General features: G+C 62.8%; 18 protein-coding genes. 7 read left to right on the top strand and 11 right to left on the bottom strand.

The window, feature by feature from the left end; all coding sequences use genetic code 11:
• Nucleotides 1-66 precede the first annotated feature (66 nt).
• The 8 genes from arsC to ENZ74_RS05065 all read right to left on the bottom strand — a co-directional run bounded on the left by arsC (nucleotide 67) and on the right by ENZ74_RS05065 (nucleotide 5,780).
• Nucleotides 67-489 (bottom strand): arsenate reductase (glutaredoxin), encoded by a 423-nt coding sequence (gene arsC, locus ENZ74_RS05100; RefSeq protein WP_063168658.1) that lies wholly within the window; start codon nucleotides 487-489, stop codon nucleotides 67-69.
• Nucleotides 486-1,550 carry an ACR3 family arsenite efflux transporter gene (arsB, locus tag ENZ74_RS05095; RefSeq protein WP_164747183.1) on the bottom strand — a complete coding sequence of 355 codons (1,065 nt, stop codon included), beginning with the start codon at nucleotides 1,548-1,550 and terminating at the stop codon, nucleotides 486-488. Before arsB ends, arsC begins: the two co-directional genes overlap by 4 nt.
• Before the next feature lie 92 nt (nucleotides 1,551-1,642).
• Complete coding sequence (locus tag ENZ74_RS05090; protein ID WP_013530549.1) at nucleotides 1,643-1,975, bottom strand: metalloregulator ArsR/SmtB family transcription factor; 333 nt, start codon at nucleotides 1,973-1,975, stop codon at nucleotides 1,643-1,645.
• Nucleotides 1,976-2,045: 70 nt separating this feature from the next.
• Entirely contained in the window at nucleotides 2,046-2,747 is a 702-nt protein-coding gene (locus ENZ74_RS05085; RefSeq protein WP_063168660.1) for an RES family NAD+ phosphorylase, read from the bottom strand.
• Nucleotides 2,741-3,163, bottom strand: a complete 423-nt coding sequence (locus tag ENZ74_RS05080) for an MbcA/ParS/Xre antitoxin family protein (RefSeq protein WP_013530547.1) — start codon at nucleotides 3,161-3,163, stop codon at nucleotides 2,741-2,743. Before ENZ74_RS05080 ends, ENZ74_RS05085 begins: the two co-directional genes overlap by 7 nt.
• A gap of 144 nt (nucleotides 3,164-3,307) precedes the next feature.
• A complete protein-coding gene (locus ENZ74_RS05075; RefSeq protein WP_063170298.1) occupies nucleotides 3,308-4,741 on the bottom strand; it encodes an aldehyde dehydrogenase family protein in 1,434 nt (477 codons plus the stop codon).
• A gap of 160 nt (nucleotides 4,742-4,901) precedes the next feature.
• Nucleotides 4,902-5,285: an ACT domain-containing protein gene (locus ENZ74_RS05070; RefSeq protein ID WP_063168661.1), complete on the bottom strand. Its 384-nt coding sequence runs from the start codon at nucleotides 5,283-5,285 to the stop codon at nucleotides 4,902-4,904.
• Between the two features lie 15 nt (nucleotides 5,286-5,300).
• On the bottom strand, nucleotides 5,301-5,780 hold the full coding sequence (locus tag ENZ74_RS05065; RefSeq protein ID WP_024501788.1) for a GNAT family N-acetyltransferase: 480 nt from the start codon (nucleotides 5,778-5,780) through the stop codon (nucleotides 5,301-5,303).
• A 318-nt stretch (nucleotides 5,781-6,098) separates the two neighbouring features.
• Between ENZ74_RS05065 and ENZ74_RS05060 the strand changes: the two genes are divergently transcribed.
• Nucleotides 6,099-6,689 carry a cation diffusion facilitator family transporter gene (locus ENZ74_RS05060; protein ID WP_063168662.1) on the top strand — a complete coding sequence of 197 codons (591 nt, stop codon included), beginning with the start codon at nucleotides 6,099-6,101 and terminating at the stop codon, nucleotides 6,687-6,689.
• Nucleotides 6,690-7,080: 391 nt separating this feature from the next.
• Here the strand turns inward: ENZ74_RS05060 and ENZ74_RS05050 are convergent, their stop codons facing one another.
• Complete coding sequence (locus ENZ74_RS05050) at nucleotides 7,081-7,476, bottom strand: cupin domain-containing protein (protein WP_027160872.1); 396 nt, start codon at nucleotides 7,474-7,476, stop codon at nucleotides 7,081-7,083.
• A gap of 150 nt (nucleotides 7,477-7,626) precedes the next feature.
• On the opposite strand from ENZ74_RS05050, the gene ENZ74_RS05045 reads away from it, so the two are divergent.
• From ENZ74_RS05045 to ENZ74_RS05020, 6 genes are all read left to right on the top strand, one after another.
• Nucleotides 7,627-8,526 (top strand): LysR family transcriptional regulator, encoded by a 900-nt coding sequence (locus tag ENZ74_RS05045; RefSeq protein ID WP_063168663.1) that lies wholly within the window; start codon nucleotides 7,627-7,629, stop codon nucleotides 8,524-8,526.
• 121 nt (nucleotides 8,527-8,647) lie between these two features.
• The gene (locus ENZ74_RS05040; RefSeq protein ID WP_013530540.1) at nucleotides 8,648-10,093 is read left to right on the top strand and encodes a PAS domain S-box protein; all 1,446 of its coding nucleotides are present in this window, start codon (nucleotides 8,648-8,650) and stop codon (nucleotides 10,091-10,093) included.
• Between the two features lie 109 nt (nucleotides 10,094-10,202).
• Nucleotides 10,203-10,580, top strand: coding sequence for an ester cyclase (locus ENZ74_RS05035; protein ID WP_024501791.1), 378 nt, complete (start codon nucleotides 10,203-10,205; stop codon nucleotides 10,578-10,580).
• 141 nt (nucleotides 10,581-10,721) lie between these two features.
• Entirely contained in the window at nucleotides 10,722-11,777 is a 1,056-nt protein-coding gene (locus ENZ74_RS05030; protein ID WP_063168664.1) for a YeiH family protein, read from the top strand.
• A 99-nt stretch (nucleotides 11,778-11,876) separates the two neighbouring features.
• Nucleotides 11,877-12,956, top strand: a complete 1,080-nt coding sequence (locus ENZ74_RS05025) for an AraC family transcriptional regulator (protein WP_063168665.1) — start codon at nucleotides 11,877-11,879, stop codon at nucleotides 12,954-12,956.
• Nucleotides 12,957-13,131: 175 nt separating this feature from the next.
• Nucleotides 13,132-14,181, top strand: a complete 1,050-nt coding sequence (locus ENZ74_RS05020; RefSeq protein ID WP_063168666.1) for a dienelactone hydrolase — start codon at nucleotides 13,132-13,134, stop codon at nucleotides 14,179-14,181.
• Nucleotides 14,182-14,189: 8 nt separating this feature from the next.
• Here ENZ74_RS05020 and ENZ74_RS05015 read toward each other — a convergent pair whose 3' ends face one another.
• The gene (locus ENZ74_RS05015) at nucleotides 14,190-14,687 is read right to left on the bottom strand and encodes a GAF domain-containing protein (RefSeq protein ID WP_063168667.1); all 498 of its coding nucleotides are present in this window, start codon (nucleotides 14,685-14,687) and stop codon (nucleotides 14,190-14,192) included.
• 250 nt (nucleotides 14,688-14,937) lie between these two features.
• Nucleotides 14,938-16,025 (bottom strand): chaperonin GroEL (gene groEL / locus ENZ74_RS05010; protein WP_127312682.1); only part of this gene is annotated, 1,088 nt, incomplete at its 5' end.

The following is a 16,025-nucleotide window of genomic DNA, read 5'->3' as shown; positions in this document are numbered from 1 at the left end:
CATGGAAATAAGCTACGCAGCACTTTTCGCGCCGTCAACCCAATTTCGAAAATTATGGAAATAGCGTCAACCGGGGCGCTTGCCCGAGGCGTAAATGACCACCTCGCCATCCTCCTTGGTGAACGTGCCGATGTCCGGATTGGGCAGAATGTCCAGCACCTTTTCCGACGGCCGCGCCAGCACGACGCCGAGCGGACTGACGACGATCGGCCGGTTGATCAGGATCGGATGTGCCAGCATGAAATCGAGGATCTGCTGGTCGGACCATTTCGGGTCGGCAAGGCCGAGTTCGGCATAGGGTGTGCCCTTCTCGCGCAGCAGGGCGCGCGGTGTAATGCCCATCGCCGCGATCAGGTCGACCAACCTTTCGCGCGATGGCGGCGTCTTCAGATATTCGATCACCTCCGGCTCCTCGCCCGACTGGCGGATCATGGCCAACGTGTTGCGCGACGTGCCGCAATCGGGATTGTGGTAGATGGTGATGGTCATTTCGAGGTCCTCTCAGCCGACATGGTATTCCGGACGGCGCCGCCCATCTCGTACCAGCCCTTGCTGCGGTTCACGATCCACACCACCGACAGCATGACCGGAACCTCGATGAGCACCCCGACCACAGTGGCAAGGGCCGCGCCAGAATTCAGCCCGAACAGCGCGATCGCGGCGGCCACCGCCAGCTCGAAGAAGTTCGACGCGCCGATCAGCGCCGATGGTCCAGCCACGCAGTGTCGTTCGCCGCTGAGGCGGTTGAGCAGATAGGCAAGACCGGAATTGAAATAGACCTGGATCAGGATCGGCACCGCCAGCAGCACGATCACCAATGGCTGCGCGATGATCTGCTCGCCCTGAAAGCCGAACAGCAGCACCAACGTCGCCAGCAAGGCAACCAGCGACAGGGGCTGCAGCGTGGCAAGCAGGGCCTCAAGCCCGGCCTGTCCCCTCGCTGCCAGCAGCCGGCCACGAACCAACTGCGCGACGATCACCGGCGCGACGATGTAGAGTGCGACCGACAGCATCAGCGTGCCCCATGGCACGGTGATCGCCGACAGGCCGAGCAGCAGGCCGACGATTGGCGCGAAAGCAACGATCATGATAGCGTCGTTGAGCGCTACCTGCGACAGCGTGAAATTCGGCTCGCCGCGCGTCAGGTTCGACCAGACGAAAACCATCGCCGTGCACGGCGCCGCGGCAAGGATGATCAGCCCGGCAATGTAGGAATCGATCTGCACGGCGGGCAGCCACGGCCGGAACAACCAGCCGATGAAGAGCCAGCCCAGCAGCGCCATCGAGAACGGCTTCACCGCCCAGTTGATGAACAGCGTCACGCCGATGCCGCGCCAATAGGTGCCGACCTTGGCCAGCGAGGCGAAATCGACGCGCAAGAGCATCGGCACGATCATCAGCCAGATCAGCACGGCGACAGGAATGTTGACCCTGGCGATCTCGGCCAACGCGATGGCGCCGAACACGCCCGGCAGCAGATGGCCAAGCGCGATGCCCGCGACGATGCACAGTGCCACCCACACCGTCAGATATTTCTCGACGAAGCCGATGCCGGGCCGCACCGCCTCAGCTGTGTTCAGAGCATGATCGGTCATGATGGCTTCCTTGTTCGAACGGCGCGCGGCGGACAGTCACAAGCCCCTCAGCAGTCACAGGTCACGGCATTGATGACCGGGCGGCAGAGCTCCGGCGCGCCATTGCAGCAATCTTCCATCAGATAGGCCAGCAGGTCGCGCAAGCCGGTCATGTCGGCGACATAGCGCACGGTCCTTCCGTCGCGTTCGGGACGGATCAGCCCGGCATGGGCGAGCACCTTCAGATGCGCCGACATGGTGTTCTGGACCGTGTCCAGCCTCGTTGCGATCTCGCCGGCTGGAATGCCTTCCGGGCCGGCACGCACGAGCAGCCGGAAGACATCCAGCCGCGTCTCCTGGCCAAGTGCGGCCAGCGCGTTCAAAGTGCCCTTCCTATTCATATATCCGAATCCTTGGATTTATGGATTCGTGAATATCGACTCCCCCGCGATCTGTAAAGGATGTCCGCCGCTATGATGTGACGGCAAGCACCTTTCCCGTATCGTGCTGGCGCACGAAGTCCACCCGGGCACCATCCCAGTGGTAGCTGTAGTGGCGGCCCTGCACTGGAATGGCAATGACATCGGGCCAGAAGATGCCGATGCAGCCGCCGCCCGGCATGCGCACGCTGTTCCACACCAGCCCGTCGCTGCCTGCTGCCCGCAGCGCCCGCCCTTCCGCCTGCGAGGCGGAATAGTCGTCCGGGTCGAGCACGCCGGGCACGGCGTTGACGTCATCGAGGTCGCGGTCGACGTTGCCGATCAGCACGCGGAAATCCGCCGTCCAGCCCGGCCCTTCGTTGGTGGCGCGCATGAATTTCTGATGGTGGTGAATGGTCTCGGCCAGCGCCACCTCCTCGCTGTCACCCGCATAATAAATCCCGTAGCTGCCATCCGAGAAGCGGCCTGGTCTGAGCGTCGAGCAATGCACGAAGGGCGCCATCACGAAACTGGCGCCGGGGCCGGAAATCCGCCTTGCGGCCGAAACCTTGCCGAGATCGCCGATCTCGAACCTTATGCGTGGGTTTGTCTTCGCCTCGACGGCGGCAAGCGCCTCCCAGTCGCGCGGGTCGGCAATGTCTTCGAACAGGTCGATCGGTGGGTGGATGGAACGGATGATGCGGAAGGTCTGGTGCCAGTCGACGCGGCGACGGACCGCAAGCCCACTCACCATGCACCACGCTCCGCATCGAGCCATTCGCGCATCGCCGAGAGATCGGAGATTTCGCCGCGCAGCATCAGGTCGAGCGCCGACTGGCCGCCAAAGGTGGCATTGGGCTTGCGGATCCAGGCATAGCCGCGCGCCGGTTCCGTGAAGAGGTAGCGCAGGCCCTTGTGGATGCCCATCAGATGCGCCATGCGGGTGCGCAGGTCGCGGTCGATCCTGCCGATGCCACCTTCCTTCGCCCCAGTCTTCCAGCGTGCCCAGGTGCGCGCCGACATACCGCCGAGCAGGATGCAGGCCTCCAGGTCGGTGAGGTTCCAGGCCTTGAACAGATTGACCGTTGTGCGCGCCAGCGCGCCCGCTTCTTCATCCGAGATAGCGGCTCCGAACGTGGCCGGCGTGGTGACGATGGATTGAAGCTGCATTGCGTTCACCTTGCTGATTGGCAGATATATAGCATGTATTTGCCAATTGGCAAGAATGCGGAGATGGCAAGGCTTGGCTGCAAAATGAAAAGGCGCGGCCCACACCGCAGGCCGCGCCCTTTATTGCATCACACTGTACGGTGCCTACTCAGCCGCTTCATATCCCGCGATGCCCTTGATCTCGAGGAAATCCTCAAGTCCGTATTCGGCATATTCGCGGCCATTGCCCGACTGCTTGTAGCCGCCGAACGGCAGGCCGGCGTCCCACTGGGGATAGTTGATGTAGACATTGCCGGTGCGCATGCGCGCCGCGACTTCGCGCGCCTTCTTCATGTCCTTGGCCTGGATGTAGGAGGCGAGGCCATAGACGGTGTCGTTGGCGGTCTCGACCACCTCGTCGACGCTGTCATAGGGCATGATCGCCAGTACCGGCCCAAAGATCTCCTCGCGCGCGATGCGCATGTCGTGGGTAACGTCGGCGAACACCGTCGGCCTGACATAGTAGCCGCGGTTGAGTTCGGCCGGACGGCCGGGGCCGCCGGCGACCAACGTCGCACCCTCGTCGATGCCGGCCTGGATCAGGTCCTGGATCTTGTCGAACTGAACTTGGCTGACGACCGGGCCGAGCTTGGTGCCGGCAGCGTCGGCCGGACCGACGGTGAATTTTTCCGCCGCAACCTTGGCATAGCCGGCCGCCTCGTCATGGCGCTCGCGCGGCACGAACATGCGCGTTGGCGCGTTGCAGGACTGGCCGCTGTTGCTGAAGCAACCGGCCACGCCCTTGCTGACCGCGCTTGCGAGGTCGACGTCGGGGAACAGAATGTTGGCCGACTTGCCACCAAGCTCCTGATGCACGCGCTTGACCGTGTCGGCAGCGGCCTTGGCCACCAGGATGCCGGCGCGGGTCGAACCGGTGAACGACATCATGTCGATGTCAGGATGGCTGGACAACGCCTGGCCGACGCCCGGTCCGTCGCCATTGACGAGGTTGAAGACGCCCTTCGGCACGCCGGCCTCGTCGAGGATCTCGGCGAAGATGATGGCGTCGAGCGGCGCGATCTCGGATGGCTTGAGCACCATGGTGCAGCCGGCGGCGAGCGCCGGACCCACCTTGCAGGTGATCTGGTTGAGCGGCCAGTTCCACGGCGTGATCAGCCCGACGACACCGATCGGCTCCTTGACCACGAGATGATTGCCCTTCACGTGGCGGAATTCGAAAGCCTTCAGCGTCTCGGCCATTTTGGTCAGATGCGCCAGCCCAATGCCGACCTGGCTGTCCAACGCCATCTGGCGCGGCGCGCCCATCTCGCGCGACACGGCAACCGCAAGATCGCCACTGCGCTTCTTGTAGACCGCGATGATGCGATTCAACAGGTCGAGCCGCTCGCTAACTTCGGTGAAACCAAAGCCGTTGAAGGCGCGCTTGGCGGCAGCCACCGCCTTGTCGACATCGGCCTTGGAGCCGAGCGAAATCTGCGCAAAAGCGTCCTCATTCGAGGGATCGATGACGTCCAATGGGTTGGGCACAACAGGATCGACCCACGCGCCATCGATGTAGAACTGCAGATTGTGTGACATGGTTTTCTCCTTGGCCGCATGGTCGCGCCGGGCCGTCATATCTGGCTGGAGATAACGATGCACAAACGCCGCTGTCAAACACAACCCCCGAAGTGGTTGAGCCAGTGCGGCAGTGATTGAGCCAGAGCGGTTGGGCAGCAACCGGCTTGGTGAGGATGGACTACAGCAAGGTATGCCCGGCCTCGACCAGAAACCGCCTCGCCGCGGCCTGATCCGTGGCTTTCACCAGGAGATGGTCGCCATCGAAAGTGGACACCACGAAGATGCCCAACCCGTTTTCCGACAACGGCCTGATGACCGACAGCACGATACCGGTTTCGTCGAAGGCGAACGGGCCCAGGAGCTTGAAGGCCACCCAGTCGATATCCTGCTTGACGGCATGCGGCACGCGGTCCTGCAGGCAAACGATCGAAAGCTCGTCGTCGGTCCTTGTGATGCTGACGAAGCCTGGTCCGTCCGCCCAACCGGGAATGGTTTCGCCCGCCGCCAGCCGGGAAACCGCGTAAGACCCCGGGAGTTGCTTAAGCTTGACCTTGGCAGCCATTATCGAAATCCTTCCTCAGATCGCCGGTGATCCCGCTAGCCTCTTGCTCATATAGACCGTCATGCCGCCCATGAACGGCTCGTCCCGATCCACTATGTAGCCCTGCCTCTTGTAGAGCGATACGTTCGCCTCGAACGCGCCATTGGTCAGCAGGCGAAGCTCGTCGCGGCCCGACTCGATCGCCTTGCGCTCGGCCCACTCCAGCAACAGCCGGCCAATCCCCCTGCCCTGCGCATCCGGTGCGACACAGACATTCTCGATCCACAGATGATCCTCGGCCAGCATGGTTTCAATCATTCCCACGATCCGATCATCCTCGACGGCGAGATCGAACGGATGCTCGGCAACAGCCTTCTCGTAGTCGGCGCGCATCGGCAGAGGCTCGCGGCCGATCACCGCTACCCATTTGGCATAGGCGGCGCGCACGATATCCCGGATCGCGGCGGCGTCAGCGGGCGCGGCCGGCCGAAGCCGGATGGAAGAATTGTTGGTCATCAAACTGCTCCAGACATGAAAAATCCCGCCGGCGGTTTCGCGGGCGGGGCTGGAAACGAAAGAACCGGGTCTATCCTGCCGGTCTTTGTCGTCGCGCAATCAGCTTGCCGCTCCGCACTGTGCAGGGGCGACGTCGCTTGGTGTTGGCGGGCGCGAAAACGAACATGGCGCCAAGTTGGAACAGGAAGCGCGGCGATGTCAAGGCGACCGCTCGATCGACAGTGTCTCGCATCGGCGACAAGGTTCTGGTCCTCGCGCCCGCAGGGCATAGAATCGCTATATGCTTTGTGCCAACGGCAGCTAATCGATGGGCAAACTATGACCGGGACGCTGAACAAAGCGGTGCGGATGGTGGCCATCCTGAACCTGGCCTATTTCGGGATCGAATTTGCCGTAGCCGTTTGGATCGGATCGGTATCGCTGTTCGCGGACAGCATCGATTTTCTGGAGGACGCATCCGTCAATCTCCTGATCATGGTCGCGTTGGGCTGGACCGTCCGCAATCGAGCGCGGCTCGGAATGGCGCTGGCCGGGATACTTCTGATCCCCGCATTGGCGACCCTTTGGACAGCCTGGGAGAAATTCAACATTCCAATTCCGCCAGCTCTCGTTCCGCTAACGCTCACGGCGGCTGGCGCGATGCTCGTCAACCTGTCGTGCGCGCTCATGCTCGCTCGCTATCGCCATCACAGCGGCAGCCTCACCCGCGCCGCCTTCCTGTCGGCGCGCAACGACGTCCTGGCCAATGTGGCAATCATTGCCGCTGCCCTGGTCACCGCATTCGTGTGGAATTCGGCCTGGCCCGATATCGTCATTGGGCTGGCAATCGCCGTCATGAATGCGGATGCTGCCCGCGAGGTTTTCACGGCCGCAAGACGCGAGTTCGCAGAAGGCCAAATTTCAAACTGAAACGCTGCCACCCGATCCGCGCACGATCCCCTCAACTCCTGCGCCGTCGGCCGGAATGGCTACCCGGTCGTCGAGTGCCCTCAGCCTGCGCCTGGCTCTAGCGATCGATCCTTGCTTCCTGTTGCGGAGAATAGCGCGCTCCCTGTACGGCGATCGCCGAGACCGCGTTCTCGATGTCGGCAGTTCGCCGTCAGCGCGACAGTGACCGATCCGATGTTCTCTTCGAGGCGATTGAGCTTGGTGGTGCCGGGGATCGGAACGATCCAGGGCTGTATCTGCCAAGCGCGGGAGCGATATCGGAGAATGGGCTTTTCAGCCTTGGAACATCGGTCATGTTGGTCTCCTTCGTAGAGTTCGGGCGTTGAACTCGGCGCCACGCGCCGATACCTGGTCAAATCCCGTATTGTTCGTCGCTGACATGCTCCAACCAGTCGACGACCTTGCCGTCGAGCGCTTCGGCGATAGCGATGTGGCTCATCGCCGTGGTCGGCGCGGCGCCATGCCAATGCTTCTCTCCGGGCGCGAACCAGACGATGTCGCCGGGCTGGATCGATTCGATCGGGCCGCCCTCGCGCTGCGCCAGGCCGGCGCCCGAGAGGACGATCAGCGTCTGGCCGAGCGGATGCGTGTGCCAGGCGGTGCGCGCGCCGGGCTCGAAAGTCACGGTGGCGCCGCCGACCCGGGCGGGCTCGCTGCCCTTGAACGGCGCGTCGATGCGCACCGCACCGGTGAAATAGTCGGCCGATCCCTTGGCCGAGGCCTGAGAGCCGTTTCGCGTGATGTCCATGGTTTTGTCCCTTCCTGGCAACAGCCATGACACGACCGCCCGGCTTTAGAGACGGCCGGAGGTGCCCGGTGTGATAACGCCTATCTAGGGTCTGCGATTGGTGCCGATTAGGTGCTATATCCAGCATGATCTTATGAAGGGGGCTCATGAATGCCACGTGACAACCTGAACGAGCTAACCGCCTTCCTCGCTGTGGCGCGCGAGGAAAGCTTCACCAGGGCGGCGGCCAAGCTCGGGGTTTCCCAATCGGCGCTCAGCCACACGGTGCGGGCGCTGGAGGAGCGGCTGGGTGTACGGCTCCTGACCCGCACCACGCGCAGCGTGTCGCCCACCGAAGCCGGGGAGCGGCTGCTTCGCACCGTCGGGCCGCGGCTGGACGAGATCGAGACCGAGCTCATTGCCTTGAGCGCATTGCGGGAAAAACCCGCCGGCGCCATCCGCATCACCGCCGGTGAGCACGCCGCCGATGCGGTCCTGTGGCCGGCGATCGCCCCGCTGCTGCCCGACTATCCCGACATCAAGGTCGAGATCATCGTCGACTATGGACTGACCGACATCGTCGCCGAGCGCTTCGACGCCGGCGTGCGGCTGGGCGAACAGGTGGCGCGCGACATGATCGCGGTGCGCATCGGCCCCGACATGCGCATGGCGGTGGTCGGCTCGCCAGCCTATTTCGCTACCCGACCAAAGCCGCGCACGCCGCAGAACCTGACCACCCACAATTGCATCAATCTGCGGCTGCCCACCTATGGCGGGCTCTATGCCTGGGAGTTCGAGAAGGCCGGACGCGAGCTGAAGGTTCGGGTCGAAGGCCAGCTTGTGTTCAACACGGCCGCTCTGCGCATGAACGCGGTGCTCGCCGGCCTCGGCCTTGCCTATCTGCCTGAGGAGCAGGTGACGGCCCATCTGGCCAACGGCCGGCTGGTGCGTGTGCTCGCCGACTGGTGCGGGCCCTTCCCCGGCTACCATCTCTATTACCCCAGCCGCCGGCAAGCCACGCCGGCCTTCTCGCTGCTGGTCGACGCGCTGCGCTACCGGGGCAAGGAGTAAGTCGGTGAGCAGCTTCCACCCGGCTTTGACTCGCCGCCGCCTGCGGTGACTATCCCCGGAAATGGTCGCGGAACCATTTCCGCGGCACCGCGTTCACTGCGGTTAACTGGAACTCCTATACGTGGCGCAAGTGACGAAAACCTCGAGCTCGACCTTTGATCTGCCCCACCAAATCCTCGATAATCTTCCCGTAGCAATCTACACCACCGACACCGAAGGCAAGATCACCTATTTCAATCGGGCCGCGGCAGATTTCGCTGGGCGCGAACCCGAGCTCGGAAAAGACCAATGGTGTGTGACGCACAAGCTGTTCACGACCGACGGTGAAGTGTTGCCGCATGACCAATGCCCGATGGCTGTCGCGCTAAAGGAGAACCGGCCGGTCAGAAACCAGTCGGCTATCTCCCAACGCCCGGACGGCACGCGTGTGCCGTTCCTTCCCTATCCCACACCGCTTCATGACGAGCAGGGCAGACTGGTCGGCGCCGTCAATATGCTGTTCGATCTCACTGACCGCCATCATGCCGACGAGGCCAGGCATCATCTGTCAGCCATCGTGGAGTCTTCCTTCGATGCCATCGTCAGCAAGGATTTGAACGGAGTCATCAGGAGCTGGAACTCAGCCGCCCAACGTCTGTTCGGTTACACCGCCGACGAAGCAATCGGAAGGTCGGTAACTATGCTGATACCGGACGACCATTTGGACGAAGAGCCGCGCATATTGGAGCGCATCCGCAAAGGCGAGCAGGTCGAGACCTACGAAACCATCCGCCGCCGCAAGGACGGCAGCCTTGTGCCCGTATCCCTGACAATCTCGCCGGTGCGCAACGCCGTCGGGCAGATCGTCGGCGCCTCGAAGATCGCCCGCGACATATCAGTAGCCAAGGAGAACGAATATCGCATCCGCATGCTGATGCGCGAGGTCAACCACCGGGTGAAGAACCAGTATTCCGTCATCATCTCGATGATCCGGGAGACCAGCAAGCGGTCATCGACGCCGGCCCAGTTCGAACGTCAGGTGCGCGAGCGCATCATGGCGTTGTCGCTCTCGCATGACCTTCTGGTTTCCGGCGACTGGAAGGGCGCCACGATCTTCGAACTGCTGCTTGCGCAGGCCAAACCGTTCGGCAACGAGGAGCGGATCTCAATGTCGGGCCCTTCCCTGACGCTGAGCCCCAATGCCGTCCAGTACCTCGGCATAGCGTTTCATGAACTCGCGACCAATTCCGCTAAATACGGCGTCCTTTCGGCCGCAGAGGGAACGATAACGGTGCAATGGAAGGTAACCGGACTGGTCGGCCAGAAACAGTTCCAGCTGATCTGGAAAGAGAGAGATGGTCCTGAAGTACAGACGATCGGCCATGGTGGTTTCGGCAGCGTGGTGCTGCGGCGCGTCGCTCCAGCCGCGGTGAGCGGCACCGGTGTTCTCGAGCATGATAGCCACGGTGTCACCTGGACGCTGCAAGCACCGTTGACCCAACTTGAGGCCTCGGTTGACAGCGAGCACGTTGATCAGCGTGCGTTGGACCAGGTGATGAGCGGACACGAATTCGGAATTGTTCCCTGAACTTGGGCACTGGCAACAGGACTACGGCCCGCTATGTGTTGCTTTTATTGTACGTCCTGGCCTTCAGCCCTGTCGCAATATGGCGGGCATCAGCACCGGAGCCATCGCCGTGACCGTGACCGACCTCTATCGAGGCTACATCGCCTGCCTCAACAATCAGGACTGGCAGAAGCTGCATCGCTTCGTTCATGACGAGGTGCACTACAATGGCGACCGCGTCGGACTGTCGGGTTACCAGGACATGCTGGAGCGCGATTTTCGGGAAATCCCAGACCTCTATTTCGATATCCAGTTGCTGATCGCCGAACCGCCGTTCCTAGCCAGCCGGCTTCAGTTCAACTGCACGCCGAAGGGAACCTTCTTCGGGCTCCCTATAAACGGCAGGAAGGTGTCCTTCAGCGAGAACGTCTTCTATGAATTCCTCGACGACCGGATCAGGAACGTCTGGTCGGTGATCGACAAGGCCGCGATCGAGGCGCAGCTTTAATCCAGGTCGCCCAGAAAGCGACGTCTGCGCGGCAGCGCCCGTGGATCGTTCGTAAAAATCGATCATTCTAACGAAAATAATTCGTTGGAAAGATTGGTTTAGGAATGGCATTCTCCCGGCATACTCGCCTGGAGCATTGCATTGTCTTCCGTTTCCCACTTCGCGAACGATATTCCAAAAAGCGCGTTTCCTGCCGATGTCGCGCAAGGGCGAAAATCCCTTAGCTGGAATGGCATCGTCCCCGGCATCGTGCTGGTCACGATGATCACTGCCGTCGCCTTCTCGGCGCGCAATGTTTCCGGCTTCGCGCTGTTCAGTCCAATGATCCTCGCCGTCGTCGCCGGCATGATCTACTCCAACGTGCTCGGCACGCCCGTGCACGCCAAAGCCGGTATCGCATTCTCGCAAAAGCGCCTGTTGCGCTTCGCCATCGTGCTGCTCGGCTTCCAGCTGACGCTCGGCCAGGTGGTCTCGATCGGCGCTGGCGGCGTCGGCATTGTCGCGGCGACGCTTGGCGCCACCTTCGTTTTCACCATCACGCTTGGCCGGCTGATCGGCGTCGACGCCAAGCTGGCGCAGTTGATCGCCGCCGGCACCTCGATCTGCGGCGCTTCGGCCATCGTCGCCACCAACATCGTCACCGATGCGCGCGACGAGGACGTCACCTACGCCGTCGCCTCGATCACCTTGTTCGGCACCGTCGCCATGCTCGGCTTCCCACTCATGGCGCCCATGCTCGGCCTCGACCAGCACGCTTTCGGCCTGTGGGCCGGCGCCTCGATCCACGAGGTGGCGCAAGTCATCGGCGCCGGCTTTCAGAACGGCACCCAGTCCGGCGAGATCGCCACCGTCGCCAAGCTGACCCGCGTCGCCATGCTGGCGCCGATGGTCGTCGCGCTCGGCCTGATGGCGCGCGGCAGGAGCAGCAGTGAGGTGGCGGCGCGGCCGCCCATGCCGTGGTTCGTCGCCGCCTTCGTCGCTGTCGTGGCGTTGAACAGCTTGGTCACGGTGCCCACCGAGATGAAATCGGCAATGGCGCTCGCCACCACCATCATGCTGACCATGGGCCTGGCCGCCATGGGCCTGCAGGCCGACATCTCTCAGCTGCGCTCGCGCGGCCTGCGCCCGCTGGCGCTCGCCTTCTCGGCCTTCCTGTTCATCGGCTGCTTCAGCCTGATGCTGGTGAAGTTCGCCTGAGCTTGATCGCCGGCACGCAGACGGCACAAGCGAGTTTGGGAATCAAATCACATCGGCTACGGTCTGCCGCGCATCAACACGCGAGCCCGCACCCGATCCATGCCGTTTGTTCCCTTACCCTTCGTCGTCGCCCTGTCGCTGTTCATCCTGCTTTGGGTCGTCGCCAGCCGCCAGGATGAGGCAGCACCGAACCTGCCGTTTCTCGCCCTGATCCTTGTTGCAGCGTTGCAATCGGTGCTCACCGGACTGCGCTGGGGCTATGGCATCAGCGAAGTCGGCTATATCGCCCCCGTATCCGCCGCGATCATGCCGTCTCTGCTCTACGCCGGCGTATCGAGCCTGGTTCGCACCAGCGACCGCCGGTGGCCGGCCCTGCTGGGGCTCCACGCGACACCCGCGGTCATCATCATCATGCTGATAATCTTTTGGCGCGAGGCGATCGACGTGGCGCTGACATCAATCGATTTCACCTACGCCGCCGCCATTCTCTGGCTGCTTCGCTCCGGCGCCGACGGGCTTCGCCTTGCGCCCTTCGACGGCGCGGTCCCGGTCTACAGGGCCATCCTTTTCGCGGCAGCTACGCTGTGCCTGTCGGGAGCCGTCGACATGCTGGTGTCCTTCGATCTGGCGTCGGGACATGGCGCTCGCGCGGCAACCGTGATCGGCATCGGCAATCTTTTCATGCTCGTCATTGTCGGCATGGCGGCGGCTGCGGCCAGCCAAAGCCATGTCCCGCTCAATGCCGCCGAGCCCGTCGAGACTTCGTCCCCACCCGACGCCGGCGAGAACGCCGATGCGATCGCCAGGGTCAACGAGTTGATGCAGGAGAAAAAACTATATCGCGACGCCAATCTCAACCTCAACCGGCTTGCCCGGCGCGCCGGAATTCCAGCACGGCAGATCTCAATGGCGATCAACCGGGCCACGGCCAGGAACGTCTCGCAATATGTCAACGGACACCGCATCACCGAGGCCTGCCGGCTGCTGAGCGAGACCGATCAGTCCGTGACGGAGATCATGTTTGCGGTCGGCTTCCAGACCAAGTCGAACTTCAACCGCGAATTCCGCCGCGTCACCGATATGACCCCGCTCGCCTGGCGGGACCGGAACGCGCCTGACGCGGCGCCCTCGCTTGCGAACCGGCGGGCGGCTGAAATCGGCAGCGCCGTTCCGCACTGAACGGTACTCAATCGCGATAAAGCACGTCCTTGATCGCGATCAAGGTCGCGGACTTCGCTCCGATCCGCTGACATTGGGTCGCTAACACTGCAATCGAACATGACCGCCAGCTTGCCCGGACGCTGTAGCCTCCGGCCTTGCCACCTATAGGGCGCGTTCGACAACGGAGATTTCAATGAAATTCTGGACTATGCTCTGCGCCGTCGCTGTTTCCACGGCGCTCATGCAACACCCCGCAGACGCCGGCGACAATGTCGGCGTTCGTCAGTTCCCTGCCCCATCCAAGGAGCGCGGCATCGATCTCGATGTGACGGTCTGGTATCCCGCGCAACCGGGCGGCGAGATGGTTATATCAGGCGACACCGCGCTTTTCGCCGGAACGGCCGCCATGCGCGATGCGCCTATCGCTGGCGGAAAATTCCCGCTTATCCTGCTTTCGCATGGCGCTGGCCTGGCGGGAACCCCACACGCCCTGAGCTGGATTGCAACGCCTCTGGCCAGGCAGGGATTCGTCGTCGCCGCTCCCACACACCCGGGAAATACGGGGAAAAACAGATCCGCCGCCGAGACGATGAAACTCTGGTTGCGGCCCGCCGATCTCACGGCTGCCCTGACCGCGACGGCGAAGGACGCTTTCTTCGCAGGGCACCTCGAACAAGGCAAAGTAGGCGTCCTCGGTCTTTCCATGGGCGGCAACACGGCGCTGGCGATAGCCGGTGCCCGCATCGATCCGAAATTGCTGGCGGCCTATTGCGATACGGACCTGCTCAATGCCTCGCTCTGCGACTGGGTCAGGCAAAGCGGCGTCGATCTTCACGCCATGGATTTGCAGGCCGCCGGTCGGGACAACCGGGATGAGCGCATTCATTTCGCCATGGCGATCGATCCTGCCCCATCCGATGTCTTCGATGTCAAAAGCTTTGCCGGTATCAAAATTCCGGTCGCTATCGTCAATCTTGGCCGACCAGGAAAGATTCCCGTGACCGCCGACGCATCCGAGATCGCAAAAGCAATTTCAAAGGCGAGCTATGCGACGATCGCGGATGCGAGCCACTACAGCATGTTCGGCGAATGTAAGCCCGGCGCTGCCGGCATCATTGCGGCCGAACAGATCGGCGACCCGGTTTGCGATGACGGTGGAGCACGATCGCGCGGTGATATTCACGCGCAACTGATCGACATGACGATTGCAGCTTTCAATCGCGCGCTGAAGACCGAGCCGTAGGACGCAGCTCAGTCCTCGAACGAACTCGCCGCGGCATAGATCGCCGCCAGCGTCTCGATGCCGGCCTGGTCGGCCTTGTCGAAGCGGCCGGGCAGCGGGCTGTCGAGATCGAGCACGCCGAAGACGCCTTCATCGTCCTCGAGCAGCACCACCAGTTCCGAGCGCGAATCGGCATCGCAGGCGATGTGGCCGGGAAAATCATGCACGTCCTTGATCAGCATCGAGGTGCCGAGTTCGACCGCCGTTCCGCACACGCCCTTGCCGACGGCGATGCGCACACAGGCCGGCTTGCCCTGGAAAGGCCCGAGCACCATTTCCTCGTCCGACTGCAGGAAATAGAAACCGGCCCAGTTGAGGTCCGGCACCATCTGGAAGATGAGTGCTGCGGTGTTGGCGGCGTTGGCGATCGAATCGCGCTCACCCTCGAGCAGCGCCTTCAATTGGGTGGCGAGGTCGCGGTAGAACGCGGGCTTGTCTGAGGTGTCGATGGCCTTGGCCGCAAACATGAACGTGTCTCCGTGTCGGGGATGGCGGTTCGTCCGATCGCTTGCCAAAGTCCGGCGAGCTCCGCAACCAGACGGCCGCCTGGACAGTCTAGCGTGGATTGCGTCCCCTTCGAAAGCCGCAAGATCATGATTGCCTCCCGGGACTGAGCCGGGCGACTGCGTAAACTTTGCGATGATCATCTTGAGAATCGTAGCGGCCCCGATCGGGGCCGCCATTCACATCTCCAACAGATCGGACAAATCCTGGGTTTTAGTAGCCGCCCATGCCGCCACCGCCGCCACCCGCAGGTGCTGCATCCTTGGCCGGAACGTCGGTGATCATCGCTTCGGCGGTGATCAGAAGGGCTGCGATCGAGCCGGCATCCTGGAGTGCGGTGCGCACCACTTTCGCCGGATCGACGATGCCTGCCTTGATCATGTCGACATAGACCTCGTTCTGGGCGTCAAAACCCTGATTGTGGTCCTTGCTGTCGGTGAGCTTGCCGACGACGATTGAGCCTTCGACGCCGGAATTCTCGGCGATCTGGCGGATCGGCGCTTCGAGCGCCCGCAGCACGATCGTGATGCCGGCCGTGACATCGGCATTGGCGCCGGTCAGGCCGCCAAGCGCCGAGCGGGCACGCAGCAGAGCGACGCCGCCGCCGGGCACGATGCCTTCCTCGACCGCCGCGCGGGTGGCGTTCAGCGCATCGTCGATGCGGTCCTTCTTTTCCTTGACTTCCGACTCGGTGACGCCGCCGACGCGGATGACGGCAACGCCGCCGGCGAGCTTGGCCAGCCGCTCCTGCAGCTTTTCCTTGTCGTAGTCTGACGTCGTCTCCTCGATCTGGCCCTTGATCTGAGCGACGCGCGCCTGGATGGTCGCCTTGGTGCCGGCACCGTCGATGATCGTGGTGGTGTCCTTCTCGATCAGCACGCGCTTGGCGCGGCCGAGCATCTCGATGGTGACGTTTTCGAGCTTGATGCCGAGGTCCTCGGAGATCATCTGGCCCGACGTGAGCACGGCGATGTCTTCCAGCATCGCCTTGCGGCGATCGCCGAAGCCAGGCGCCTTGACGGCCGCGACCTTGAGGCCGCCGCGCAGCTTGTTGACGACCAGCGTCGCCAGAGCCTCGCCCTCGACGTCCTCGGAGATGATCAGCAGCGGCCTGCCGCTCTGCACCACCGCTTCGAGGATCGGCAGCATCGCCTGCAGATTGCCGAGCTTCTTCTCGTGGATGAGGAGGTAGGGTTCTTCCAGCTCGACGCGCATCTTGTCGGCATTGGTGACGAAATAGGGCGAGAGATAGCCGCGGTCGAACTGCATGCCTTCGACGACGTCGAGTTCGGTCTCTGCGG

Origin of the sequence: Mesorhizobium sp. M7A.F.Ca.CA.002.15.2.1, from assembly GCF_003998715.1 — a bacterium.
Lineage (GTDB): Bacteria > Pseudomonadota > Alphaproteobacteria > Rhizobiales > Rhizobiaceae > Mesorhizobium > Mesorhizobium ciceri.
This window is presented reverse-complemented; position numbering and strand designations above follow the sequence as displayed.

What these genes read in the sequence shown, in the direction of transcription:
- arsC (WP_063168658.1), bottom strand. Translation starts at nt 489, where the DNA reads ATGACCATCACCATCTACCACAATCCCGATTGCGGCACGTCGCGCAAC.
- ENZ74_RS05090 (WP_013530549.1), bottom strand. Translation starts at nt 1,975, where the DNA reads ATGAATAGGAAGGGCACTTTGAACGCGCTGGCCGCACTTGGCCAGGAG.
- ENZ74_RS05085 (WP_063168660.1), bottom strand. Translation starts at nt 2,747, where the DNA reads ATGGTGAGTGGGCTTGCGGTCCGTCGCCGCGTCGACTGGCACCAGACC.
- ENZ74_RS05080 (WP_013530547.1), bottom strand. Translation starts at nt 3,163, where the DNA reads ATGCAGCTTCAATCCATCGTCACCACGCCGGCCACGTTCGGAGCCGCT.
- ENZ74_RS05075 (WP_063170298.1), bottom strand. Translation starts at nt 4,741, where the DNA reads ATGTCACACAATCTGCAGTTCTACATCGATGGCGCGTGGGTCGATCCT.
- ENZ74_RS05070 (WP_063168661.1), bottom strand. Translation starts at nt 5,285, where the DNA reads ATGGCTGCCAAGGTCAAGCTTAAGCAACTCCCGGGGTCTTACGCGGTT.
- ENZ74_RS05065 (WP_024501788.1), bottom strand. Translation starts at nt 5,780, where the DNA reads ATGACCAACAATTCTTCCATCCGGCTTCGGCCGGCCGCGCCCGCTGAC.
- ENZ74_RS05060 (WP_063168662.1), top strand. Translation starts at nt 6,099, where the DNA reads ATGACCGGGACGCTGAACAAAGCGGTGCGGATGGTGGCCATCCTGAAC.
- ENZ74_RS05050 (WP_027160872.1), bottom strand. Translation starts at nt 7,476, where the DNA reads ATGGACATCACGCGAAACGGCTCTCAGGCCTCGGCCAAGGGATCGGCC.
- ENZ74_RS05045 (WP_063168663.1), top strand. Translation starts at nt 7,627, where the DNA reads ATGCCACGTGACAACCTGAACGAGCTAACCGCCTTCCTCGCTGTGGCG.
- ENZ74_RS05025 (WP_063168665.1), top strand. Translation starts at nt 11,877, where the DNA reads ATGCCGTTTGTTCCCTTACCCTTCGTCGTCGCCCTGTCGCTGTTCATC.
- ENZ74_RS05020 (WP_063168666.1), top strand. Translation starts at nt 13,132, where the DNA reads ATGAAATTCTGGACTATGCTCTGCGCCGTCGCTGTTTCCACGGCGCTC.
- ENZ74_RS05015 (WP_063168667.1), bottom strand. Translation starts at nt 14,687, where the DNA reads ATGTTTGCGGCCAAGGCCATCGACACCTCAGACAAGCCCGCGTTCTAC.